At 44.2% G+C, this 15,424-nt stretch carries 17 protein-coding genes; 10 read left to right on the forward strand and 7 right to left on the reverse strand.

Translation table 11 applies throughout. The features are described 5' to 3' along the window. Positions 1-81 precede the first annotated feature (81 nt). The 4 genes from cysK (at position 82) to crr (ending at position 4,087) form a co-directional block, all read left to right on the forward strand. Entirely contained in the window at positions 82-1,050 is a 969-nt protein-coding gene (gene cysK / locus OCV12_RS11990; RefSeq protein WP_017061934.1) for a cysteine synthase A, read from the forward strand. Positions 1,051-1,352: 302 nt separating this feature from the next. Further along, a complete protein-coding gene (locus OCV12_RS11995; RefSeq protein WP_004734263.1) occupies positions 1,353-1,610 on the forward strand; it encodes an HPr family phosphocarrier protein in 258 nt (85 codons plus the stop codon). 136 nt (positions 1,611-1,746) lie between these two features. Then, positions 1,747-3,471, forward strand: coding sequence for a phosphoenolpyruvate-protein phosphotransferase PtsI (gene ptsI / locus OCV12_RS12000; RefSeq protein ID WP_048660880.1), 1,725 nt, complete (start codon positions 1,747-1,749; stop codon positions 3,469-3,471). A 106-nt stretch (positions 3,472-3,577) separates the two neighbouring features. Then, positions 3,578-4,087, forward strand: coding sequence for a PTS glucose transporter subunit IIA (crr, locus tag OCV12_RS12005; RefSeq protein ID WP_004737851.1), 510 nt, complete (start codon positions 3,578-3,580; stop codon positions 4,085-4,087). Positions 4,088-4,980: 893 nt separating this feature from the next. On the opposite strand, the gene OCV12_RS12010 is transcribed toward crr, so the two are convergent. The 4 genes from OCV12_RS12010 to OCV12_RS12025 all read right to left on the reverse strand — a co-directional run bounded on the left by OCV12_RS12010 (position 4,981) and on the right by OCV12_RS12025 (position 9,114). Continuing rightward, positions 4,981-6,114, reverse strand: coding sequence for a flagellin (locus OCV12_RS12010; RefSeq protein ID WP_102300543.1), 1,134 nt, complete (start codon positions 6,112-6,114; stop codon positions 4,981-4,983). A 296-nt stretch (positions 6,115-6,410) separates the two neighbouring features. Next, the gene (locus OCV12_RS12015) at positions 6,411-7,544 is read right to left on the reverse strand and encodes a flagellin (RefSeq protein WP_261884737.1); all 1,134 of its coding nucleotides are present in this window, start codon (positions 7,542-7,544) and stop codon (positions 6,411-6,413) included. 119 nt (positions 7,545-7,663) lie between these two features. Beyond that, positions 7,664-8,587, reverse strand: a complete 924-nt coding sequence (locus OCV12_RS12020) for a Dyp-type peroxidase (protein ID WP_261884738.1) — start codon at positions 8,585-8,587, stop codon at positions 7,664-7,666. Positions 8,588-8,652: 65 nt separating this feature from the next. After that, the gene (locus OCV12_RS12025) at positions 8,653-9,114 is read right to left on the reverse strand and encodes a DUF2919 domain-containing protein (protein ID WP_017632486.1); all 462 of its coding nucleotides are present in this window, start codon (positions 9,112-9,114) and stop codon (positions 8,653-8,655) included. A gap of 109 nt (positions 9,115-9,223) precedes the next feature. Here OCV12_RS12025 and OCV12_RS12030 point away from each other — a divergent pair, with 109 nt between their 5' ends. Further along, positions 9,224-9,568, forward strand: a complete 345-nt coding sequence (locus OCV12_RS12030; protein WP_261884739.1) for a DUF2956 domain-containing protein — start codon at positions 9,224-9,226, stop codon at positions 9,566-9,568. 12 nt (positions 9,569-9,580) lie between these two features. Beyond that, positions 9,581-9,913 carry a DUF4156 domain-containing protein gene (locus OCV12_RS12035; RefSeq protein ID WP_132935753.1) on the forward strand — a complete coding sequence of 111 codons (333 nt, stop codon included), beginning with the start codon at positions 9,581-9,583 and terminating at the stop codon, positions 9,911-9,913. A 68-nt stretch (positions 9,914-9,981) separates the two neighbouring features. Here OCV12_RS12035 and OCV12_RS12040 read toward each other — a convergent pair whose 3' ends face one another. Continuing rightward, entirely contained in the window at positions 9,982-10,269 is a 288-nt protein-coding gene (locus OCV12_RS12040) for a winged helix-turn-helix domain-containing protein (RefSeq protein ID WP_004741665.1), read from the reverse strand. Between the two features lie 205 nt (positions 10,270-10,474). Between OCV12_RS12040 and OCV12_RS12045 the strand changes: the two genes are divergently transcribed. The 4 genes from OCV12_RS12045 to OCV12_RS12060 all read left to right on the forward strand — a co-directional run bounded on the left by OCV12_RS12045 (position 10,475) and on the right by OCV12_RS12060 (position 13,010). Next, positions 10,475-10,822 (forward strand): ArsC family reductase, encoded by a 348-nt coding sequence (locus OCV12_RS12045; protein WP_261884740.1) that lies wholly within the window; start codon positions 10,475-10,477, stop codon positions 10,820-10,822. A 113-nt stretch (positions 10,823-10,935) separates the two neighbouring features. Further along, positions 10,936-12,072 (forward strand): succinyl-diaminopimelate desuccinylase, encoded by a 1,137-nt coding sequence (gene dapE / locus OCV12_RS12050; RefSeq protein WP_261884741.1) that lies wholly within the window; start codon positions 10,936-10,938, stop codon positions 12,070-12,072. Between the two features lie 45 nt (positions 12,073-12,117). Then, positions 12,118-12,792: a M15 family metallopeptidase gene (locus OCV12_RS12055; protein ID WP_261884742.1), complete on the forward strand. Its 675-nt coding sequence runs from the start codon at positions 12,118-12,120 to the stop codon at positions 12,790-12,792. Between the two features lie 8 nt (positions 12,793-12,800). After that, positions 12,801-13,010: a DUF2897 family protein gene (locus OCV12_RS12060; RefSeq protein ID WP_261884743.1), complete on the forward strand. Its 210-nt coding sequence runs from the start codon at positions 12,801-12,803 to the stop codon at positions 13,008-13,010. A gap of 146 nt (positions 13,011-13,156) precedes the next feature. Here OCV12_RS12060 and bamC read toward each other — a convergent pair whose 3' ends face one another. Beyond that, positions 13,157-14,203: an outer membrane protein assembly factor BamC gene (bamC, locus tag OCV12_RS12065; RefSeq protein WP_239848738.1), complete on the reverse strand. Its 1,047-nt coding sequence runs from the start codon at positions 14,201-14,203 to the stop codon at positions 13,157-13,159. Between the two features lie 48 nt (positions 14,204-14,251). Beyond that, on the reverse strand, positions 14,252-15,130 hold the full coding sequence (gene dapA / locus OCV12_RS12070) for a 4-hydroxy-tetrahydrodipicolinate synthase (RefSeq protein ID WP_017632493.1): 879 nt from the start codon (positions 15,128-15,130) through the stop codon (positions 14,252-14,254). Positions 15,131-15,424: the final 294 nt, after the last annotated feature.

The following is a 15,424-nucleotide window of genomic DNA, read 5'->3' on the forward strand; positions in this document are numbered from 1 at the left end:
TGAACAAACATCGAAAGACACTAGACGGTAAAGTGATTGATATACTACGTTTAGTTCTGTCATTAAATGAAGGAATATCGCATGAGCAAGATCTACGAAGACAACACCCTAACGATTGGTAACACACCTCTAGTCCGCCTTAACAAAGTAAGCAAAGGTAACGTTCTAGCTAAGATCGAAGCTCGTAACCCAAGCTTCAGTGTTAAGTGTCGTATCGGTTCAAACATGATCTGGGAAGCAGAAAAAGCAGGTACGCTGAAGCCAGGTATCGAGCTTGTAGAACCTACTAGTGGTAACACTGGTGTTGCTCTTGCATTCGTCGCTGCGGCGCGCGGTTACAAGCTAACGCTAACTATGCCTGAGTCAATGAGCCTAGAACGTCGTAAGCTGCTTAAAGCACTTGGCGCAAACCTAGTACTGACTGAAGCACCAAAAGGCATGAACGGCGCGATTGCTAAAGCAGAAGAGATTGTTGCTTCAGACCCAGACAAGTACCTACTACTTCAACAGTTCAACAACCCTGCTAACCCACAGATTCACGAGCAGACAACTGGTCCAGAAATTTGGGAAGCAACAGACGGCGAAATCGACGTGTTTGTAGCGGGTGTTGGTACGGGCGGTACTATCACTGGTACAAGTCGTTACATTAAAGGCGAAAAAGGCAAAGCGATTACTTCAGTAGCGGTTGAGCCGGCAGAGTCTCCAGTTATTGCACAAGCGCTTGCAGGTGAAGAAATCAAGCCAGCTCCGCACAAAATTCAAGGTATCGGTGCAGGTTTCATCCCTGGAAACCTAGATTTAGAGATTATTGACCGTGTAGAATCGGTAACTTCTGAAGAAGCGATTGAGATGGCTCAACGCCTAATGAAAGAAGAAGGTATTCTTGCTGGCATCTCATCTGGCGCAGCTGTAGTAGCCGCAAACAGAATCGCAGAACTCCCTGAATTTGCAGGAAAAACCATTGTAACGGTACTACCAAGCTCTGGTGAACGTTACCTAAGTACAGCCCTATTTGCTGGCATCTTTACGGAAAAAGAGAACCAACAATAATATGTGGTCAAATCAATTTTTCGTCCAAAAAAGCCCCGTTTAGGGGCTTTTTTGTTGATCCCTGCCCCACCTTTGGTAATATCGGGTCTGTTTTATTTTTCGCTTCAAAATAAAAGAAGCAATAAACAAATTCTGAAAGTCATGAGTACTCAACAAAAGACGACCATGGCTGGATAAAAATTTATAACCAGTCTAAGTTCTAACACGAACATGGCGTACTAGCCTCTAGCGCATTTGGGCTAAAGCAGTTAAGCTAATCTGGTTACAAACTTACAAAAAATAAATTAATTGGGGTATATAAAATGTACGAGAAGCAAGTAGAAATCACAGCAGAAAACGGTCTTCACACTCGTCCAGCTGCACAGTTCGTTAAAGAAGCAAAATCTTTCGACGCTGACATCACAGTGACTTCTAACGGCAAAAGCGCTAGCGCGAAAAGCCTGTTCAAACTACAAACTTTAGGCCTAGTAAAAGGTACTAACGTTACTATTTCAGCTGAAGGTCCTCAAGCTCAGCAAGCAGTAGACCACCTAGTTGCTCTTATGGATCAACTACACTAATACGGTCTCCTTCTTTCAAAGCCATTTTGCATAGCAAAGTGGCTTTGTTCGAAATAGATAGGAATAAGCGCGACATTAGTCGACGACTTAAAGTCACACACTCTCCCGTTTACAGTTGAACAACTAAGGTAAGGCTATGATTTCAGGCATCCTAGCATCTCCTGGTATTGCTTTTGGTAAAGCACTACTACTTCAAGAAGATGAAATTGTCCTAAACACTCAATCTATCTCTGACGACCAAGTTGAAGCAGAAGTACAGCGTTTCTTTGACGCTCGTAACAAATCTTCTCAACAACTTGAAGTTGTTAAGCAAAAAGCACTTGAAACTTTTGGCGAAGAAAAAGAAGCAATCTTTGAAGGCCACATCATGCTGCTTGAAGATGAAGAGCTAGAAGAAGAGATTTTAGCACTCATCAAGAAAGACAAGATGCACGCAGACAACGCGATCCACACTGTGATCGAAGAGCAAGCTGTTGCACTAGAGTCTCTTGATGACGAGTACCTAAAAGAACGTGCAACTGATATCCGTGATATCGGTACTCGTTTCGTTAAAAATGCACTAGGCATCAACATTGTTTCTCTAGCAGACATCAATGAAGAAGTTATCCTAGTTGCTTACGACCTAACACCATCTGAAACTGCACAAATCAACCTAGACTACGTTCTTGGTTTCGCTTGTGACATCGGCGGTCGTACATCTCATACTTCAATCATGGCACGTTCTCTTGAGCTTCCAGCTATCGTTGGTACTAACGATATCACTAAGCAAGTTAAGAACGGCGACATGCTTGTGCTAGACGCGATGAACAACAAGATCATCATCAACCCTTCTGAAGCTGAATTAGCAGAAGCTAAGAAAATCAAAGCAGATTTCGAAGCAGAAGCGGCTGAACTAGCAAAACTAAAAGATTTGCATGCTGAAACTCTAGACGGCCACCGTGTAGAAGTTTGCGGCAACATCGGTACAGTAAAAGACTGTGACGGTATCCTGCGTAACGGCGGTGAAGGCGTTGGTCTGTACCGTACTGAATTCCTATTTATGGACCGTGACGCGCTTCCTACTGAAGAAGAGCAATACGTTGCTTACAAAGAAGTAGCAGAAGCAATGGAAGGCGAGTCAGTGATTATCCGTACTATGGATATCGGTGGCGACAAAGACCTACCATACATGGACCTTCCACAAGAGATGAACCCTTTCCTAGGCTGGCGTGCAGTACGTATCAGCTTGGATCGTCGTGAAATCCTACGTGACCAACTACGTGGCATCCTACGTGCATCTGCACACGGTAAACTACGTATCATGTTCCCAATGATCATTTCTGTTGAAGAGATCCGTGAACTGAAAAAAGCAATCGAAGAGTACAAAGTTGAACTTCGCGCTGAAGGCCTAGCTTTCGATGAAGAAATCGAAATCGGCGTAATGGTTGAGACTCCAGCAGCTGCTGCAATCGCACACCACCTAGCAAAAGAAGTATCTTTCTTCTCTATCGGTACTAACGACCTAACGCAATACACTCTTGCGGTAGACCGTGGTAACGAAATGATTTCTCACCTATACAACCCACTATCTCCTGCTGTTCTTACAGTAATCAAGCAAGTGATCGACGCATCACACGCTGAAGGTAAGTGGACTGGTATGTGTGGTGAGCTTGCTGGTGATGAGCGTGCAACGCTACTTCTACTTGGTATGGGTCTAGATGAGTTCTCTATGAGCGGTATCTCTATCCCTAAAGTTAAGAAAGTAATCCGTAACTCTAACTTCGCTGAAGTTAAAGCTATGGCTGACGAAGCACTATCCCTACCAACAGCTGCTGAAATTGAAGCTTGCGTAGAAAAGTTCATCGCTGAGAAAACTCAGTAATCGCCAATTGCTTAATAACGTTAGACGGCTAAAAATAGTCGTCTAATTTGTTAGATTGGTATAGTATATTCTACAGAATAAAACTAAACGTTAGGAGCATGACACAATGGGTCTGTTTGACAAACTGAAAAAGCTTGTATCTGATGACAGCGCTGATGCTGGTGCAATCGAAATCATCGCACCTCTTTCTGGTGAAATCGTAAACATCGAAGATGTGCCAGATGTAGTTTTCGCTGAAAAAATCGTTGGTGACGGCATCGCGATCAAACCAGCTGGCGACAAAATGGTAGCTCCAGTTAACGGTACTATCGGTAAGATCTTCGAAACTAACCACGCATTCTCTATCGAGTCTGACGACGGTGTTGAGCTTTTCGTTCACTTCGGTATCGATACTGTTGAACTTAAAGGCGAAGGCTTCACTCGTGTAGCTGAAGAAGGTCAATCTGTTAAAGCTGGTGACACTATCATCACTTTCGACCTAGCGCTTCTAGAAGAGAAAGCAAAATCTACGCTTACTCCAGTTGTTATCTCTAACATGGACGAAATCAAAGAGCTGAACAAGCTTTCTGGTTCTGTAACTGTTGGCGAAACTCCAGTTCTTAAAGTAACTAAGTAATCTCGATTACTTATCGGCTTTAATTAAAACGCTACCTAAGGGTGGCGTTTTTTGTGCCTGCTGTATTTGTTTTATTCACGATTTACCCTTTGTCAGCGACTCTTCCGTGAGCTACTACAACCCCACTACTCGCCCTATCAAAGTCCTCTCTACGAACGTAAACAATAGCGGACGTTTGTTATCAACTACCAAGCTAGCTTCTAATTGAGTGGTGTTAGAATCCATTCCAGACGCTAACCATGCATATTGATTGCACTGTGTGAATCTCAGCAAACATAGATCCCTGGTATCTCGTTCTACTCGATTCTGGGATGACGAATGGTTGCAACGTTACTTATCCCCTGTTTGTTCCCAACCTAGAAAGCTACGAGCTCAGGCAAGACCTCTCACTCTCAGGGACAATAGAATTTCAAATCCCTCATCATTAAACTTCTCGTTCAAAACAGATTCCTGATATCGCGTTCCACTCGATTCTGGAATGACGAATAGCGCTCAACTAACTTATAAAAACTTCACGAATACAAAAAATCAACCTGGAATACCAACCTCTTTTTAAAAGCGAGATTCCTGATACCTCGTTCTACTCGGTTCTGGAATGACGATAAAAGCCTTTATTCTAACTGAGCTGTTACTTACTCAAACCAACCGTACTCATTCTACAAAGCAATAAGATCATCATCGCCCTATTCCCGTCATTCCCTACAGTGAGGTACGAACGTGATAGGGAATCTCGCTTTTGGCTTTTACCACTGTCCTAAACTCTCTACTTTGCCAAATTACAGGCAATAAAAAACCCAGCCGAAGCTGGGTCTGTTTAGCGCTCATCTCTCACCACGAGCTAATTTGTGGAAGCCTTACGTCAAAACTTTTAGTCAACGTGGCTTTTCAATCGATTAACCTAGTAGGCTAAGTGCCGAGTTCGGTGCTTGCTTCGCTTGAGCAAGAATCGAGCTTGAAGCTTGAGAAAGGATCTGAGACTTGGTCATCTGAGTCGTTTCTTTCGCGAAATCGGTATCTTTAATACGGCTCTTAGATGCGTTAACGTTCTCGTTAATGTTGTCTAAGTTGCTGATAGCGTGGTCGAAACGGTTTTGGAAAGCACCTAGCTCAGCACGGTGGCTGTCTACGTACTTAAGTGCCGCATCGATTACTGCTACAGACTCTTGTGCGCCGCCAACAGATGTTACGTCGATAGTATCAACCGTTACGTCTTTAGCTGCTTGAATACCTAGTTCACCCGCAAGACCGCCAGAGAAAGACACATCACCGCTCACTTTATTGTTGCCTGTGAACATTTGTAGCTTGCCGTCTTCAGTAACAGACGCTTTAACAGAATCTTGTTGACCGTTGATGTAAGTCGCTAGCTCTTCGATGTCGTCACCCGCTTTTGCGCTGATGTCGATTTCTTGTGCTTGACCAAAGTTGTCAGTGAACGACAATTTCAGGTCGTTAGAACCCGCTTGAACGTTCCAGTCTTTGTCTTTCGCGTTCTCAGTTTGGTAGCTCTTACCACCCATCTGAGCGTTATCAGAGCGCATGTCTTTCAGTTGAAGCATTACCGCTTCACCGTTGTCCGCACCGATTTGGAATGATTTAGTACCGTGAGTACCGTTAAGTAGCTTGTTGCCACCAAAAGACGTCGTTTCCGCGATACGGTTTAGTTCGTCGTTCAGTGCGGTTACTTCTTCTTGAATCGCTACACGCTCAGATTTTGAGTTTGAGCCGTTTGAAGACTGTAGAGACAAATCACGCATACGTTGCAGGATGTTCGTTGTCTCGTTCATTGCACCTTCAGCAGTTTGTGCAATAGAGATACCGTCGTTCGCGTTACGTACAGCAACATCAAGACCACGACTCTGAACGTTCAAACGGTTCGAGATTTGTAGGCCTGCAGCGTCATCTTTTGCGCTGTTGATTTTAGAACCTGAAGCTAGACGCTCCATTGATGTTTGTTGTGCGCTGTTTGCATTGTTTAGGTAACGTTGCGCTGTCATCGCTGATACGTTTGTATTTACATTCACTGCCATGGTGATTTCTCCAATTGATTTTCCGGTATAGCGGTTTCCGACGTCTCGGAAAACCAAGTAGTTATCTCTAAGTTACTTTTAATAACGGCGTGATTGGCGAAACCTTTAGGAAAAAAACAACAAAATTAAAGAAATAGCGATAAAGGAGAAGAAAGCGTGACTGGCAGTAAAATTATCAAAAAAAGATGAGAAAAACGCTAAAGTTGCCGAGAAGTCGGTCGAGCGATGATTTGTATTTTAATTAACCAAACGGGTTAATTAAGCTGAAATATCTTTATAAGATTTGAGACGATTTATTAGCCTAATAAGGTTAAGGCAAGGTTCGGCGCCTGCTTTGCTTGAGCCAGTATTGTGGTGCTCACCTGCTGCAGTATTTGTTGCTTAAGCATTTGAGTGGTTTCCTTGGCGTAATCAGTATCTTTGATTCTGCTATTTGATGTCGCCAAGTTCTCATGAACATTTTCGAGATTATTTATCGCATGATCAAAGCGGTTTTGCATTGCGCCTAATTCAGAACGATGACTGTCCACATACTTCATGGCTGTGTCTAAAATAGAAACAGCACGCTGTGCACCACCCACATCGGTCACATTGATGTCATCGACAGATTCGTAATAACCCGCCGACATCGAAAGCTCACCGGCTAACGACCCTGAGAAAGAGATCGTACCCGCAGTATCTTCACCAGACATATAAATCTGAAGCTGTCCGTCATCATTGACGGAAGCCGAAACCAGGTCCGTTTGACCATTGATATAAGTCGCCAACTCTTCAATGTCATCGCCCGCTTTCGCATTAATGGTGATCTCTTGAGGCTGACCAAAACGATCCGTAAACGACATCGTCATATCATTCTGATTGGATTTTACTTCCCACGAGTCATTGGCCATGCCATTCGCGACATAACTAAAACCGCCCATGTTGATATCATCGGTGCGCATGCTTTTCAGGCCGATTTGCACCGCTTCACCAGAACTGCCACCAATCTGAAATGACGTGCTACCAAAGCTACCGTTAAGGAGTTTTTTACCACCAAATGAAGTGGTCTCTGCAATACGATTCAGCTCATCGTTTAAGGCAGTAATTTCTTCTTGAATCGCTGTTCTTTCCGACTGGCTATTTGAACCATTGCTCGCTTGCAGTGACAAGTCTCGCATGCGTTGCATGATATTGGTGGTTTCATTCATCGCGCCTTCTGCGGTCTGCATAATGGAGATACCGTCATTCGCATTTCGAACTGCGACATCAATGCCGCTCATCTGCGCTTCGAGTCGATTCGAGATTTGTAGGCCTGCAGCGTCGTCTTTAGCACTGTTAATACGACTCCCTGAAGCCAAGCGCTCCAAAGATTGGTTCAGCATGTTGTTGGCATTAGAGAGGTTTCTCTGAGCCACCAGCGCTGAGACATTTGTATTAACAGTTATAGCCATAGACCTTCACTTACAAAAAGATGAATAAAACTCACGATTGCTCTTATATCGACCAATTCATATAAAGCTTTAATAAAAAAGGAGCCCTGAGGCTCCCTTTGTTTATTTTTTGAGACGACTTACTTAATCGTTAATGCACTCAACATCTCAGTTGAAGGAGCAAAGTAGTAAGCGCCAGTAACGGCTTTAGTAAAGCGAAGCAGTTGGTCTGTTTTGCCATCAGTTACGCCGTACATGCTCTCTAACATCGCATCAAAATTATGACGCACGTTACAGTAAGCAATGAACAGTAAGCCGTGATCGCCCGTTGCTGTGCCGTAAGGCAGGCTGTGACGAACGATTTTAAGGCCCTTGCCTTCTTCTTTGATATCCACACGACCAACGTGAGACGCTGCAGGAACATCATCTAGCTCGATAGAGTCTGGCTTAGTACGGCCAACCACTTTTTCTTGTGCCGATACGTTTAATCGGTTCCAAGCAGGTAGGTTATGCACAAAGCGTTGCACCATCACGTAGCTACCACCTGCGAATTCACCTTCAGGCACAATCGCCACTTCAGCGCGCTGCGCGTCTTTCGGGTTTTCAGTGCCATCAACGAAATCAGTCATGTCACGTGAGTCTAGGAAGCGGTAACCGTAAGTTTCATCCACTACTTCCACGTCTGCTGCTACTTCAGATAGCAATTTACGTAGGATGAAGAAATGCAGATCATGTCGGTTTGAATGACAGTGAATCAAAACATCAGACAGTGTGCTCGGTGCTGTAACATCACCTTCACCAAGCGCAGGGAAATCAATTAGATCAGAGGGAGCAGCTTGCTCGAACTTATCCCAAAAAGCTTTTGAGAACGCAACCGACGCCGTTAGGTTCGCATCAGGTTGAGTTTGGTTTAGCTCGTCGATTAGAGTCGGAAGCTTTTGAATTTCTGCTAGTACACTAGCAGTGTTAGCGTTCACTTTAAGTTGAACGTAAAGAGCGAAAGGCCCAGCTTCAGGCAAAATAGCACTTTGAACGTTAGGCTGCTCATTTGAAACATTAAGCATAGATTATTCCTTCCAGTTTTAGCTTCTAAGTATAATTGTGAATGGGACAAATGTTTTGATGAGAATCAGTCTTCGAGCTCAACCACTTTAAAGCAATCCCTTGCAGCATGGCTATTGGTTAGATAAAGCGCTAACCAAAGCAGCAACAATAGGGTGATGCCATTTGACCAACGGAACCATCCGTTATCCAAATAGATTAAATAAATCGTATGGGAGCCTTGTGCCAAGATAGCCATCATGGTCACCCCGCGCCCCCATGACACGACTTTGTTAAGGCGCTTTCTATCTGGAGATCTTAGCCCAAATAACCACATCAGTAGCAAACTAGGAACACTCAATGCAATTCCAACATAAAACATCTGATGGTCTGGGTAGATTATCTCAAGAATATCGGTTCCCGATTCTCGGCTTGCGCCTGCAACAATGAAAACGACCAAGGCTTTCGCTAGAAACAGCCAACCTAACCAGAGCAAGATTGGGGCTTTCAAAAAGCCGTGCTTGTCGTATTGTTCTATGGAGTACCGCACAAATCTCACTTTCACTTATTTTCAAACCAACACTTTAACGCAAATCATTCATACTTAACTAGCTTTGCGTTATCTTAGTAGCCAATCCGTTTTAATTATCGAACTCAGTATGAAAAAGAAAACTAATACGCCGTCTGTTGAATCTCAACAAGAAGCACTGAAGATAGCCAAAGCGACTCAAAAGCCAGCTCAAACCAAAGAACAAACTAAACTGATTGCTCAGGGTATCGAGAAAGGCATCGCACTGTATAAGAAACAGCAAAAAGAGCGCAGTCGCCAAGCCGATAAAGCGAAGAAACGCGTACAAAAAGAGAAGCAGACTCAACAAGCTAGTCAAAACCAAGAAGACACGATCGAAGCAAGTGTTGAAACACCATCAAATCACGCCACTAAACTGCCGTGGTTACTACTGATCGCAAGCTGGGTAGGCTTCGCGATTTATTTGATGCAATAGCAGGGTAAACGTATGAAAAAGGAATTAGTCGCTTTGGCTATGAGTGGCATGTTACTCGGGTGTACCACACCCACATCAACGCCTCATAGTAAAGCAGACAAGGTACAAATGGATTACCACGGTCTGATTAACATCGAGCAGTGTGAATATAAAGGGGAAGTCACTGGCAGCGAAGGTCATTGGTACAGCTACTTGTTCTTTCCCAATGACACCCTTATTCAAGGTGCGATGAATGAGCTTAAGTCGAATGCCATTGAGCTAGGCGCAGACACCGTTATCTTTACCCTTCCCCAAGATTTCAGCACTTCCGTGACCATGCTTGGTACTGCCTACCTGTGCGAGTAAGCAATTAAATCGGCATATCGTTATGCTTCGATTTTATAACGCCCAAAAGAAAGCCAGCTTTCGCTGGCTTATGCACTAAATCCAAGGCTTGTTGCTATATCGCCTTTACGTTCTAGAACCCACTGACTGTCAAATGGTCCCCAGTCGGATAACTGGTAATAACCATCATTATGACGTCGCCCATCTTGAACAAACATAAGTTCGATACCGATCCCCGGTAACGCCTTGAGTACATCTTGAATAGTACGACGAGGCCAACCCGTTTTTTCGATGAGTTTAGGCACATTTGGCCTATCAAGGCTTTCGACTAACAATGCTAAATATAGCCGCCTTGCAAAAACAGGACTCAACTCCATTGACACCTCCTATATATGTGCAACTCAATTATTTCTTTTTTCGCTGACAACATGTTGAGGCTGATCAATAACTCTCCAATAGTGACATTTTCTTACTGTTTTTTTTCGCTCAATGAAATATTCCTCACTCTATTTTGTCTGAATTGCTGCTTCCTGATAGGATTCAACTCATAACAATGAAATAAAATCACCCAAAGGAAGAATAATGACTATCACTATGTTTGGTATCCCAAATTGCGACACCATCAAAAAAGCAAAGAAATGGCTCGAAGCTGAAGGTATCGAGTTCGAATTTCACGATTATCGCAAGCAAGGCATTACTGAAGAGTTAGTAACAAGCTTCTGTTCAGAGCTTGGTTGGGAACTTGTGCTAAACAAACGTGGTACGACTTATCGCCAACTTTCTCAAGAGCAAAAAGACACATTAACGGAAGAAAAAGCCGTCACTCTGCTTGTTGAACAACCGGCAATGATTAAACGCCCTATCTTGAAAGTCGATGGTAAGCTTCATATTGGCTTCAAAGCTGACCAATACGCTGCTATTTTTGCGTAATCAGCAATTTGCGTAATAAGAAATATTAGAACAGATAACAAAGCGTTGAACTTCCCTCTGTTCAACGCCTGAAATTAATGACTAGACGTTTTATTTAAACAAGGAATTCAAGGATGACAGATAGCCCAACTTTGGCTCTGGCAAAAGATCTCATTAGCCGTCAATCGGTAACCCCTGAAGATGCAGGCTGCCAAGAGCTGATGATTAATCGCTTAAAAGCGCTCGGTTTTAAAATCGAAGTGATGGTATTTGAAGATACGACGAACTTTTGGGCTCGTCGTGGTACCGAAGCTCCTCTATTTGCCTTTGCTGGCCACACTGATGTTGTTCCTGCAGGCCCGATTGAGCAGTGGAATACTAAGCCATTCGAACCGACTATCGTAGACGGTTTCCTACACGGCCGCGGCGCAGCGGACATGAAAGGCTCTCTGGCTTCAATGATTGTTGCGGTAGAACAGTTCATTGCGAAGCATCCAGACCACACTGGTTCAATCGGTTTCCTTATCACATCGGATGAAGAAGGCCCGTTTATCAATGGCACTGTACGTGTTGTTGAAACACTAATGGCACGCGGTGAGAACATCGACATGTGTATTGTTGGTGAACCATCAAGCACTGAGTTCGTAGGTGATGTAGTGAAGAACGGCCGTCGTGGCTCTATCACAGGCGATCTAACGATTAAAGGTACACAAGGTCATGTTGCCTACCCTCACCTAGCAAACAACCCAGTACACAGCTCTCTGCTTGCTATCAATGAGCTGGCAACAACTGAGTGGGACAAAGGTAATGATTACTTCCCACCAACAAGCTTCCAGATTCCAAATGTGAGTGCGGGTACAGGCGCGTCAAACGTAATTCCTGGTGAGTTTAATGTTCAGTTTAACCTGCGTTTTAGTACCGAGTTAAGCAACGACATCATCGTTGAGCGCATCACAACGACACTCGACAAGTATGATTTCGAATACGACCTAAAATGGACATTCAATGGCGACCCGTTCTTAACCGACGCAGGTTCACTGCTTGATGCTATTGTTGATGCAGTGGGTCACGTCAATGATGTTAAACCAGCTCTACTAACGACTGGCGGTACGTCTGATGGTCGCTTTATTGCACGTATGGGCGGACAAGTGGTTGAATTAGGCCCTGTGAATGCAACGATTCACAAGGTTAACGAATGCGTGAAAGTGGCTGATTTAGAGAAGCTAACTGACATGTACGAAAGAACATTAGTGAACCTGTTCGCTAAATAGTCTTTCATCAGCGATTCATAGCATCTAATTATTGAGAGACTCGTTATGACACCAGAGCAGCTTACCGGACAATCAGATTCTCATCTAAAGCCTAGCCTGATCGGTGCCAAGACCTTCTTGGTTCACAGTGAGGTTAAGAATGACCTGAACAATTTGATTGAAGCTGCTCAACTCGCTGGTTTTAAAATGGAGATTGCCAGTGGCTTTCGCGACTATGAAAGACAATCTCTGATTTGGAACCGTAAGTTTTCTGGTGAAGCACCGATATTAGATTCAGAAAGCCAACCTCTTGATGCTTCAAAACTGACTGAGCAGCAAAAGCTATCGGCTATCCTGAGGTGGTCTGCGCTTCCCGGTGCGAGTCGTCACCATTGGGGTTGTGACTTCGATGTCTTTGCTCGTAACCACCTACCTAAAGGCACACAGCTGCAATTAGAACCATGGGAATACCTTACTGGCCACCAGCAAGCGTTTTACCAATGGCTATCGGTTCATGCTGCACAATTTGGGTTCTTCTTTCCTTACAGCCAAGACTTGGGTGGTGTGGCAATAGAACCTTGGCATATTAGCCATCGTAACGTTTCGGAGTCATGTTTATCACAGTTATCTCCCACTTTACTTGGCAAGCAACTCCAATCTAAGCCAATATTAGGGTATGAGATTATTATGGAGCAGCTAGACGAGATCTATGCGCGCTTCGTAGCGAACATCAGCCATTAGGAGCGCTTATGTTGGAGTGGCTTACAAACCCTTGGGTTATCATCATCATCGTGGTTAGCGTTGTGGTGGGTAACATCGCAGCTCTTAAGCAGACCGCTAATATGGATCTGACTGGTCGTGGCAAAACAGAGCGAGACTTAGATAAACTCAATCGCTTGGATAAGCAGAATCAAGAGAAAGCTCAAAAAGAAGAGTCTAAAGAGAACAAAGACGTTTAGCCTTTTGCTTTGAAAATCCTGCCTGATTGTTCAACAGACTGCTAAAAGCGAATACAAAAAAAGAGGACACTGTGTGTCCTCTTTTTTATTAGTTTTAGCTAATCACAGAACTGATTTTACTCAGCTCTGAAGCGGCTTAAATGCGACTACTCAGCTTTCGCTTCTTTGTCATCTTTGGTCTGGTCAGCGATATGCGCGAGTACCGGAACCATTGATTTAAGTAGCTCTTCTTCTACTGGTTTGCCTGATGCATCCGTTACGTTGATCGACGTACGGTTGCCAAGGTCACCAAATAGGAAGTTGTAAGTGCCTGGCGCTAAGTCGATAGGCTGTAGGCCAATTTCTTCCCAGAATTCATCATCTGGAGCAGCGTACTTAGCTTTCACTGTACCTTGAGACTGGTTGCGCTCTTCAAGCTCAAAGCCCATAGCAGGCAACAAGCTTGGCAGACGCTGCCAGAATACATTGTATGGTGTACGAGCAATAATCACAGGGAAACCACTACGGTCAGCACCCATTGAAATTGGAATACGCTTCACCAACTCTTGCGCTTTCAGCGCCGCTTCAGCACGAAGGTTTTCATCGTACTTAGCCATGACTAAGTTAGTTAGGAACGCGTTGTAACGCTCTTTGTTGGTAGCCGTTACTGGCTTCACTTCAGAGCCTTCACGCCAATCAATCAGGTTAATCTTGAAGCCGTGGCGATTGTTCGCTTGGAAGCGAGAAATAGAGTAGCGGCTGCCAATCTCTACATCTTCATCTTCAGAAACCCAAGTTACCCAATCAGTCTCAATCTCATTCTCTGATTGCTCACGAATGCCAATACCACGCTGAGTCAGCATGTCTACAGCAGTTTGCCATACACGATCTGCCTCTTCAGCACGAAGAAGCCATAGTGTCACTTCACCATTTTGACGCTCAGCACGAGCTCCCGGGATCAGCTCAAGCACTTGTTGCGGCGGACGAATATCCACTTCACGACCTGTACCACCACTGAATTCACCACTTGGGATGTCAAAGTTTGGGTAGAACTGAGGCTGAGCATCTTCAGGCAACTGCCATTGTGAAAACTCAGGTGTTTCTAAGTATTCGAAATCATCTTTGGCTTGGCGACGTTGAGTCGGGCTGCCAGAACATGCTGTAAGAACGAAAACAGCCAGTGACCCAATCACTAGCTGGTGAGAATACTTCATTTATACTCCTAAATGCCGAAGGTTCGCTTCGGCATCACTTCATACGTTTTAGTAAATGCACGCTTCAGTCATTGCTTGAGCAACGACAGGTTGAGCTGGTTCTGACAGTTCAGTCAGCGGTAGACGTAAGCCACCTTCAGCAATCAGACCCATTTTATGAACCGCCCATTTTACGGGAATAGGGTTAGACTCAACGAACAAATTCTTATGTAGAGGCATCAAACGCTCATTGATCGCTTCTGCTTCTTCAAACTTACCTTCTTTCGCTAGTTTGAACATGGTTGCCATATCAGCAGCTGCAACGTTGTTCGTTACAGAGATCACGCCATCACCACCACGCTTAACAAATTCTAGACCTGTTAAGTCATCACCACTTAGTAAGATAAAGTCTTCGCCACAAAGTTCACGGTGAATTGCAATTCTGTCGAGATCACCCGTCGCATCTTTAAGTGCAACGATGTTTTCGATCTCAGCAAGGCGAGCAACCGTCTCTGGTAACAAGTCTACTGCAGTACGACCCGGTACATTGTATAAGATTTGAGGAACGTCACTTACTTCAGCAATTGCTTTGTAGTGTTGGTACAAACCTTCTTGAGTCGGTTTGTTGTAGTAAGGCGTTACGCTCAGGCAACCAGCAATGCCAGAACCATTTAGTAAACGGCTGAATAGCACTGACTCGTGAGTTGCGTTTGCACCCGTACCAGCGATAACAGGAATACGACCATCAGCAAATTCAACGATCTTATTGACGACTTTGACATGCTCTTCAATTGTGAGTGTTGAAGACTCACCTGTTGTGCCAACCGCAACCAGACCATCACTACCTGCAGCAACATGGTGATCAACCAACTTTTTAAGGCTGTCGAAATCCACTTCGCCATCTGCGTTAAATGGCGTAACTAGCGCAACGATACTTCCTGAAAACATGTCTATCTCCCTTAATTTATTCTTTTTGCATGTTACTGTAAGCCAATCAATAAACACAAGACATTAAAGTGGCTTAGCGGCAACATCTGCAGTAAATATTGTCGTATGTTTGAGGTAAAACGACTTCTAACGGCGTTATACCTGAAATTTGGGTAACCTGCGCTCAATCTAGCGGATAGCGCATCACTGGATGTCAGTAACAAGTAAGCTGTCGCCTCACTTTGCCATCTCTGTTTTTAACGCTCTCGATATTCCTATCATTTGTTACCAATTAGACGCAAGGTACCTCATAAA

It is taken from the genome of Vibrio pomeroyi (assembly GCF_024347595.1).
Lineage (GTDB): Bacteria > Pseudomonadota > Gammaproteobacteria > Enterobacterales > Vibrionaceae > Vibrio > Vibrio pomeroyi.

Bases quoted from the DNA above. Each gene is read 5' to 3' on its own strand.
- cysK (WP_017061934.1), top strand. From the start codon at position 82: ATGAGCAAGATCTACGAAGACAACACCCTAACGATTGGTAACACACCT.
- OCV12_RS11995 (WP_004734263.1), top strand. From the start codon at position 1,353: ATGTACGAGAAGCAAGTAGAAATCACAGCAGAAAACGGTCTTCACACT.
- ptsI (WP_048660880.1), top strand. From the start codon at position 1,747: ATGATTTCAGGCATCCTAGCATCTCCTGGTATTGCTTTTGGTAAAGCA.
- crr (WP_004737851.1), top strand. From the start codon at position 3,578: ATGGGTCTGTTTGACAAACTGAAAAAGCTTGTATCTGATGACAGCGCT.
- OCV12_RS12010 (WP_102300543.1), bottom strand. From the start codon at position 6,114: ATGGCAGTGAATGTAAATACAAACGTATCAGCGATGACAGCGCAACGT.
- OCV12_RS12015 (WP_261884737.1), bottom strand. From the start codon at position 7,544: ATGGCTATAACTGTTAATACAAATGTCTCAGCGCTGGTGGCTCAGAGA.
- OCV12_RS12020 (WP_261884738.1), bottom strand. From the start codon at position 8,587: ATGCTTAATGTTTCAAATGAGCAGCCTAACGTTCAAAGTGCTATTTTG.
- OCV12_RS12030 (WP_261884739.1), top strand. From the start codon at position 9,224: ATGAAAAAGAAAACTAATACGCCGTCTGTTGAATCTCAACAAGAAGCA.
- OCV12_RS12035 (WP_132935753.1), top strand. From the start codon at position 9,581: ATGAAAAAGGAATTAGTCGCTTTGGCTATGAGTGGCATGTTACTCGGG.
- OCV12_RS12040 (WP_004741665.1), bottom strand. From the start codon at position 10,269: ATGGAGTTGAGTCCTGTTTTTGCAAGGCGGCTATATTTAGCATTGTTA.
- OCV12_RS12045 (WP_261884740.1), top strand. From the start codon at position 10,475: ATGACTATCACTATGTTTGGTATCCCAAATTGCGACACCATCAAAAAA.
- dapE (WP_261884741.1), top strand. From the start codon at position 10,936: ATGACAGATAGCCCAACTTTGGCTCTGGCAAAAGATCTCATTAGCCGT.
- OCV12_RS12055 (WP_261884742.1), top strand. From the start codon at position 12,118: ATGACACCAGAGCAGCTTACCGGACAATCAGATTCTCATCTAAAGCCT.
- OCV12_RS12060 (WP_261884743.1), top strand. From the start codon at position 12,801: ATGTTGGAGTGGCTTACAAACCCTTGGGTTATCATCATCATCGTGGTT.
- bamC (WP_239848738.1), bottom strand. From the start codon at position 14,203: ATGAAGTATTCTCACCAGCTAGTGATTGGGTCACTGGCTGTTTTCGTT.
- dapA (WP_017632493.1), bottom strand. From the start codon at position 15,130: ATGTTTTCAGGAAGTATCGTTGCGCTAGTTACGCCATTTAACGCAGAT.